The organism is Bacillus solimangrovi (assembly GCF_001742425.1).
Lineage (GTDB): Bacteria > Bacillota > Bacilli > Bacillales > Bacillaceae_N > Bacillus_AV > Bacillus_AV solimangrovi.
This window is the reverse complement of sequence record NZ_MJEH01000052.1, coordinates 1-6,022: the sequence shown is the minus strand read 5'-3', so window position 1 is coordinate 6,022 and position 6,022 is coordinate 1. Positions and strand designations below refer to the sequence as shown.

Genomic DNA, 6,022 nt, shown 5'->3' with positions numbered 1-6,022 from the left:
GCTTAAACCGATACTCTGCTTGCATTGCCTCTCTCTTCGTTGAAAATGTCTCATAATATTGTAAAGAAACTGGTGTACGACCACGTGTATATTTAGCACCTTTACCCTCTTGATGCATCTGAATACGCCGATTTAAATGATTCGTATATCCCGTATAGTAAGTACCATCACTGCATTCGAGAACGTATAAACAATGCTCACCTTTTTCCATACAATAATTCACTCATTTCTTCCGTGTAATCTCCGTTCTGTTCACAAATATACAATGGAGGTAAGACTTTCAAATCAGGTTTACCTAGTTTTATACCTTCTATTAGTAGTGTATTGGCCTCTTTTCCAACTTTAGGATAAACAAGTCGCATCCGTTTTGGTTCAAGCTTATATTTTCGCATAAGCGTTACAATATCTAATAGACGTCCAGGACGATGCACAAATGCGACTTTCCCACCTGCCCGAATTAATTGACTACTCACTGAGATAACATCTTCGAGAGTACAACGAATCTCATGACGTGCAATTGCATAATGAGGGTTTTTATTAAACAATTCTTCATTTGGTGTTGTGAAATAAGGAGGATTACATGTTAGAACATCAAATTTACCGTAACCAAGTTTTTCTGGCATATCCTTTAAATCGCCATGGATCATACTTATCTGTTCAGTAAGTTTATTATATTCAAGGCTTCTAATAGCCATATCATACAATCGTTCTTGAAGCTCAACTCCTGTTATTTTACCTTTTGTACGTCTGCTTAATAGAAGTGGAATAATACCATTCCCAGAGCACAAGTCAATTAGATTTCCCTTTTGAATTGGGACATATACAAAATTAGCTAATAATACTGCATCCATAGAAAATGCAAAAACAGATGGACTTTGAATTATCCTCAAATTTTCTGCTAACAAATAATCAAGACGTTCATCACCAATCAACTTCATTATATTTGCAATCCTTTCTTTCAACCATCTTTAACATTATTTACTTATCAAAAGTAATAAATAATCAATTAAATATGATAAGTAACCTCATTTTACCTAATAATTAGATGCTCTCGTTCTTTCCTGTTAAAAAAGACTCCCCCAAGTGTTGGGAAAGTCTTAACGATCATGCTTTATTAAGGAAAGATAAGCAGAACAAACAGTCACCCTCTTTACGAACACTTCCATAATGCAAATTACAAATATGAAACCCTTCTTGATATAGCCGAGCAAGGTTATCATACCCTTCTCCCACATCAATTTTTGTTTCTTTTCGATTTCGCTTTTGTTTAGACTTTTGTTCATCAGCTTGCTGCAAACGCTGACGAAGATGATGGTTTTCCATCTTCATATGTTGATTTTCTTCGAGAAGCTCGGCAAGCTGTTGCTTTAAACTGCCTAGTTGATTATAGAGAAGACCAATCTGTTCTTCCATATAACTCACTTGGTCAAAGATATCTTTTTTCTCCACGAGACCTCCACCTCAGCTATTTTGTAGCTTGAATTTGTACCGCTCCTGAATTCATTAACTCATCGAGCGTATATTCAATTACACGTTCAATATCGAATAATTCAATTTGTACTAGTCGTTCAAGTAAATTCAGCCCAACCACTCGACCTTTCCCCTGAGGTGTTAAGATTGTTTCTCCAATGTCCGGGAGCTCCTGTTTAGCTGTTTCATAATCATCATTTTCGTACTTCAAACAACACATTAATCGGCCACATAAGCCTGATATTTTAGCAGGATTCAACGAAAGGTTTTGATCTTTCGCCATTTTAATAGAAACAGGTTCGAAGTCCCCTAGGAATGTTGAGCAGCATAACATTCGTCCACAAGGGCCGATACCTCCAAGCATCTTCGCTTCGTCTCTGACACCTATCTGTCTTAACTCAATTCGTGTTCGAAAGATTGATGCTAAGTCTTTTACTAACTCTCGAAAATCTACACGACCATCAGCAGTGAAATAAAAGATAATCTTATTTCGATCAAATGTATATTCAACATCGACAAGCTTCATTTCAAGCCTATGTTCTACTATTTTTTCAACACAAATATTATATGCTTCGTCAGCAGCATATTTATTCTCATGAACAGTGAGTTTGTCCTTTTCATCTGCAAGTCGAATAACATGTTTAAGTGGTAGGACCACATCTTGTTCTTCTACTCTCTTACCGCTAACAACTACTTTCCCATATTCGACCCCTCGGACTGTTTCTACTATGACACAATCGCCCTCTTGAATGTCATATTCACCAGGATCGAAATAATAGATTTTCCCCGCTTTCTTAAAGCGGACTCCGACTACTTCATACAACTATTACCCCTCCTGCAAACGAAGCACCAATTGCTCCATCAATAATTGAGCGTTCATATTACTATGAATACGCTTTTTTGCCATTAAAATAGCCGTTAATTGTTGGGCGACTGTTTGCTGTGAAACTCGAAGCGCTTCCTGCTTTATCATTTCCTGCTGGTCAATATATACGATCTTTTCCTCTTCACCAGCTTGCATATATAGTAAGTCTTTATACCACAGAAGTAGTAAGTCTAGACCTAAGTTCAACTGTACTCGATCTTGAAAAAATTTTACCCAATGATTATGAATCCAAATAAGAGTAAATTCAGAACGTTGATTCAAGGCTTCAGTTAATTGTATCACTAATTTTCGTGCCTGTGCAAACCAATCGTTCTCTAATAATGACAAAGCCTCAGTTAAATTATTCGTTATATTTGCAACTGTTTTCGCAAGTTTTAACGGTACATCTTGCTTGACTAACTTTTCAATTAATAACTCTGAAGGTAGTGGTTTGAATGATAACTTTTGACAGCGTGACAAAATGGTATCAAGCATGCGATGAGCTTGTTCTGTTAAGAGAATAGCGGTCGTATCCGAACTTGGTTCTTCTAAAAATTTTAACAAACTATTTGCTGCTTGAATCGTCATTCGATCGGCATGCTCTAGTATATATATCTTTTTATTCGATTCAACACCTGTTTTAGAAAATTCTTGTTGTAGAAATAAGATCTGCTCTTTCTTGAGTGACTGACCCTCTGGTGTTAAAACGTGAACATCTGGATGATTGCCTGATGAAATGCGCTGACAATTACGACACGTTCCACATGGCTCTGTATCATAACAATTCTCACACATTAAACTTTTCGCTAACTGAAGGCTCATTTCCTTCTTTCCCGTACCTCTCCCACCTTCAAATAAATAAGCATGAGCAATTCGATCCTTCTTTATTGCATTTGTAAGCATCTGTACCACAATGGGTTGGAAGGTCTTGTATTCATTCCATGTATGCATTTATATCACTCACTTATTTAATACTAAATAGTTCTCAATTTGAAGTTCTACTTCCTTAATAATATCATCTAAGCTTTGGGTGGCGTCTATTGTTGAAATTCTATCTGAAAATTTTTCTCTAATTAATAAATAACCTTCACGAACTTTTTCATGGAAAGATAACTCTTCTAAATCTAAACGGTTTATTTCTCGGCTTTTCTCTTTATTTATTCGCTCTAAACCTACTTTTGGGGGAACATCTAAAAAGATAGTAAGATTTGGCATCATAGCTTCGATTGCAAATTGATTAATTTCAAATACCTCTTCTACTCCTAACCCCCGTGCATAACCCTGATACACTAAGCTGCTGTCAATGAAGCGATCACATAATACAATTAAACCTTTTTCCAAATCCGGTTTAACTTTTTCGACCAAATGTTGTCTCCTTGCTGCAGCATATAAGAGAGCTTCAGTTCTTGGATCCATCTTCGTATGATTACGATTTAAAATTACCTCACGAATCTTTTCTGCAATTTCTATTCCACCAGGCTCTCTAGTTACAATAATTGGATACCCTTTATTTTTAAGTTTCTCTGCAACGTGAGTAAGAACTGTTGTCTTCCCAGCTCCTTCTCCTCCTTCAAATGTAATAAAAGTACCCTTCATTTGCTTCTCCTCCAATGAAAAACCTTTTTTACTTCGGTTTTTTCCTACTCATCTATTACTAATATGCCATCGTTCCATATCGTTTCTTCATTTTGAAAACGTGCACCTAAAATTTTCAACTCAAAACATTGAGTAATTTGCTCATCTGTTATTTTCTCACCACTCATAACAAGAGCCACACCCGGTGGATACGGAATAACCTCCTGTGCAGCAATATATCCGCTAGCTTGAGATAATGGGACACGCTTTTTATTTTTATTATTCATTTCTTCGTATGAATAGCTTAATTTAACAAAGGGATTGGATATAGGTTTTGACACTTCATTTACTTTAACATTTTTTTTATTTGTTAGTGATGACATTGCACGTTGAAAACGTAATAACAGCTCCTCTTTTTGAGGTATGTTGCCTAGTGGAAAGATGCAAAGGACATTAAGCGGATCAGCTAATTCTACATATACCTGTTCACGTTCTAGTGCATGTTGTAATTCATAGCCATTACATGAAGCTTGTAATATTAATTTTAGTGGATCTTGAGTTATTAACTTATCTGTTGACTGTACAGGTTCCAATCCCATAACAAATATTTTTTGTTGAAAATCAGATAATTGTGAGAGAACGTTGCTTTTATCATCTTTTTCAATGAATGTTTGTAAATATACTCTCGCGATATCTAAAGATGCCATTATTGGATATGAAGGACTACTCGATTGGAAAACTTGCAAATAAAAAGAAAGCTTCTTATCGTCCACACGTTTACTATTAACATGCAAAAAAGAACCCATAGTCATCGCAGGTAACGTCTTATGTGCAGACTGAACGACAATATCAGCCCCCATACTTAATGCAGATGGAGGAAAAGGAGAACCAACTATAAAATGAGCACCATGTGCTTCATCTACAAGTACCCTCATATTATGAGCATGTGCACAATCAATCAGACGTTCAATATTCAATGCTTGTCCATAATAATTAGGATAAGTTAAGATAACAGCCTTTGCATCTGGATATTGTTTTATTGCGCTCTTAAACGTTTCGAAAGAGACTCCTATCGGCGTTTGTGTTGACTCATCAATTTCGGGATATAAAAAAACTGGTTCAACTCTCGCCAATTGTAAGGCATGGAGAATTGATTTATGACAATTTCTTTGCACAAAAACAAGGTCACCTGCTTCACACGTAGATAATATCATAGCTAAATTACCAGAAGTCGTTCCACCTACAAGTAAAAAACTTCTCTTCACTCCATACAACTGAGCTGTGAGTATCTCTGCCTCTTTGATCACTCCACTAGGAGCATGAAGATCATCTAAACCAGTGATTTCCGTAGCATCTATAGATAATATTTTTTCAAATGTTTCTAATGCATCTTCAACAAATAAACTTCCATACTTATGACCAGGAACATGTAAAGAGGTTGGGTTGTGATTAATATGATTAACAAGTGCTTCATAGATTGGTAGTCTTATTTCCATTGATCTCATCCTCTTATATTGTACATTCTAACCTGTCCTAATAATACCACGCATCCTCATATTCGAAAAACCTTGTTCACATTTGTCTTTTTCAAAGAATTGTTGTAAATAAATAAAGAGAACCATCACTTCGGCCCTCTTTAAGAATATAATTTAGATTGTGAAATCTTTTGTAATTTGTCCACATAATATCTATATTTATTTTCATCCGTCTCGGTATGAACAATATTTTGTTCACATTCCCAACATATAAATTCTGAAAAAATATGAATTCCCCGCTCTTTCTTTTCTTCACAAATAATGCATGCTTCTTTATATCTCTCATCTATCTTACTCATACTTCTCCACCTCCATTAATTAAGCATCCCCAACTAAGAAACTTTTATACATGTAAACAGAGAGGTATTATAAATGATAACAGTAGTATCTTTGAAAATTTGAACCTTACACCTATTTCTATTATGATATGAGCAAACTCCATAAAGGTGATAACTATTTCAAAATGGAAAACCTTTATTTGAAATTAGTACAGACACATGCAAAAAACCGATCTATTATCAGATCGGTTTCTGTTATCATGCCCGGCAACGTCCTACTCTCACAGGGGAAACACCCC

At 35.6% G+C, this 6,022-nt stretch carries 8 protein-coding genes; all 8 read right to left on the bottom strand.

The genetic code is table 11. The features are described 5' to 3' along the window. Positions 1 to 211: GIY-YIG nuclease family protein (locus BFG57_RS14850; RefSeq protein ID WP_069718284.1), on the bottom strand; the 211-nt coding region annotated here is incomplete at its 3' end. Further along, complete coding sequence (locus BFG57_RS14845) at positions 198 to 938, bottom strand: tRNA1(Val) (adenine(37)-N6)-methyltransferase (protein ID WP_069718283.1); 741 nt, start codon at positions 936 to 938, stop codon at positions 198 to 200. The genes BFG57_RS14845 and BFG57_RS14850, both read right to left, overlap by 14 nt. Before the next feature lie 166 nt (positions 939 to 1,104). Continuing rightward, entirely contained in the window at positions 1,105 to 1,449 is a 345-nt protein-coding gene (gene yabA / locus BFG57_RS14840; protein ID WP_069718282.1) for a DNA replication initiation control protein YabA, read from the bottom strand. A 16-nt stretch (positions 1,450 to 1,465) separates the two neighbouring features. Then, the gene (locus BFG57_RS14835; protein ID WP_069718281.1) at positions 1,466 to 2,293 is read right to left on the bottom strand and encodes a PSP1 domain-containing protein; all 828 of its coding nucleotides are present in this window, start codon (positions 2,291 to 2,293) and stop codon (positions 1,466 to 1,468) included. 3 nt (positions 2,294 to 2,296) lie between these two features. Further along, complete coding sequence (gene holB / locus BFG57_RS14830; RefSeq protein WP_069718280.1) at positions 2,297 to 3,286, bottom strand: DNA polymerase III subunit delta'; 990 nt, start codon at positions 3,284 to 3,286, stop codon at positions 2,297 to 2,299. A gap of 9 nt (positions 3,287 to 3,295) precedes the next feature. After that, positions 3,296 to 3,931 (bottom strand): dTMP kinase, encoded by a 636-nt coding sequence (gene tmk, locus BFG57_RS14825; protein ID WP_069718279.1) that lies wholly within the window; start codon positions 3,929 to 3,931, stop codon positions 3,296 to 3,298. Between the two features lie 44 nt (positions 3,932 to 3,975). Further along, positions 3,976 to 5,406, bottom strand: coding sequence for an aminotransferase class I/II-fold pyridoxal phosphate-dependent enzyme (locus BFG57_RS14820; protein ID WP_083249284.1), 1,431 nt, complete (start codon positions 5,404 to 5,406; stop codon positions 3,976 to 3,978). Between the two features lie 140 nt (positions 5,407 to 5,546). After that, complete coding sequence (locus BFG57_RS14815; RefSeq protein WP_069718277.1) at positions 5,547 to 5,744, bottom strand: sigma factor G inhibitor Gin; 198 nt, start codon at positions 5,742 to 5,744, stop codon at positions 5,547 to 5,549. Positions 5,745 to 6,022: the final 278 nt, after the last annotated feature.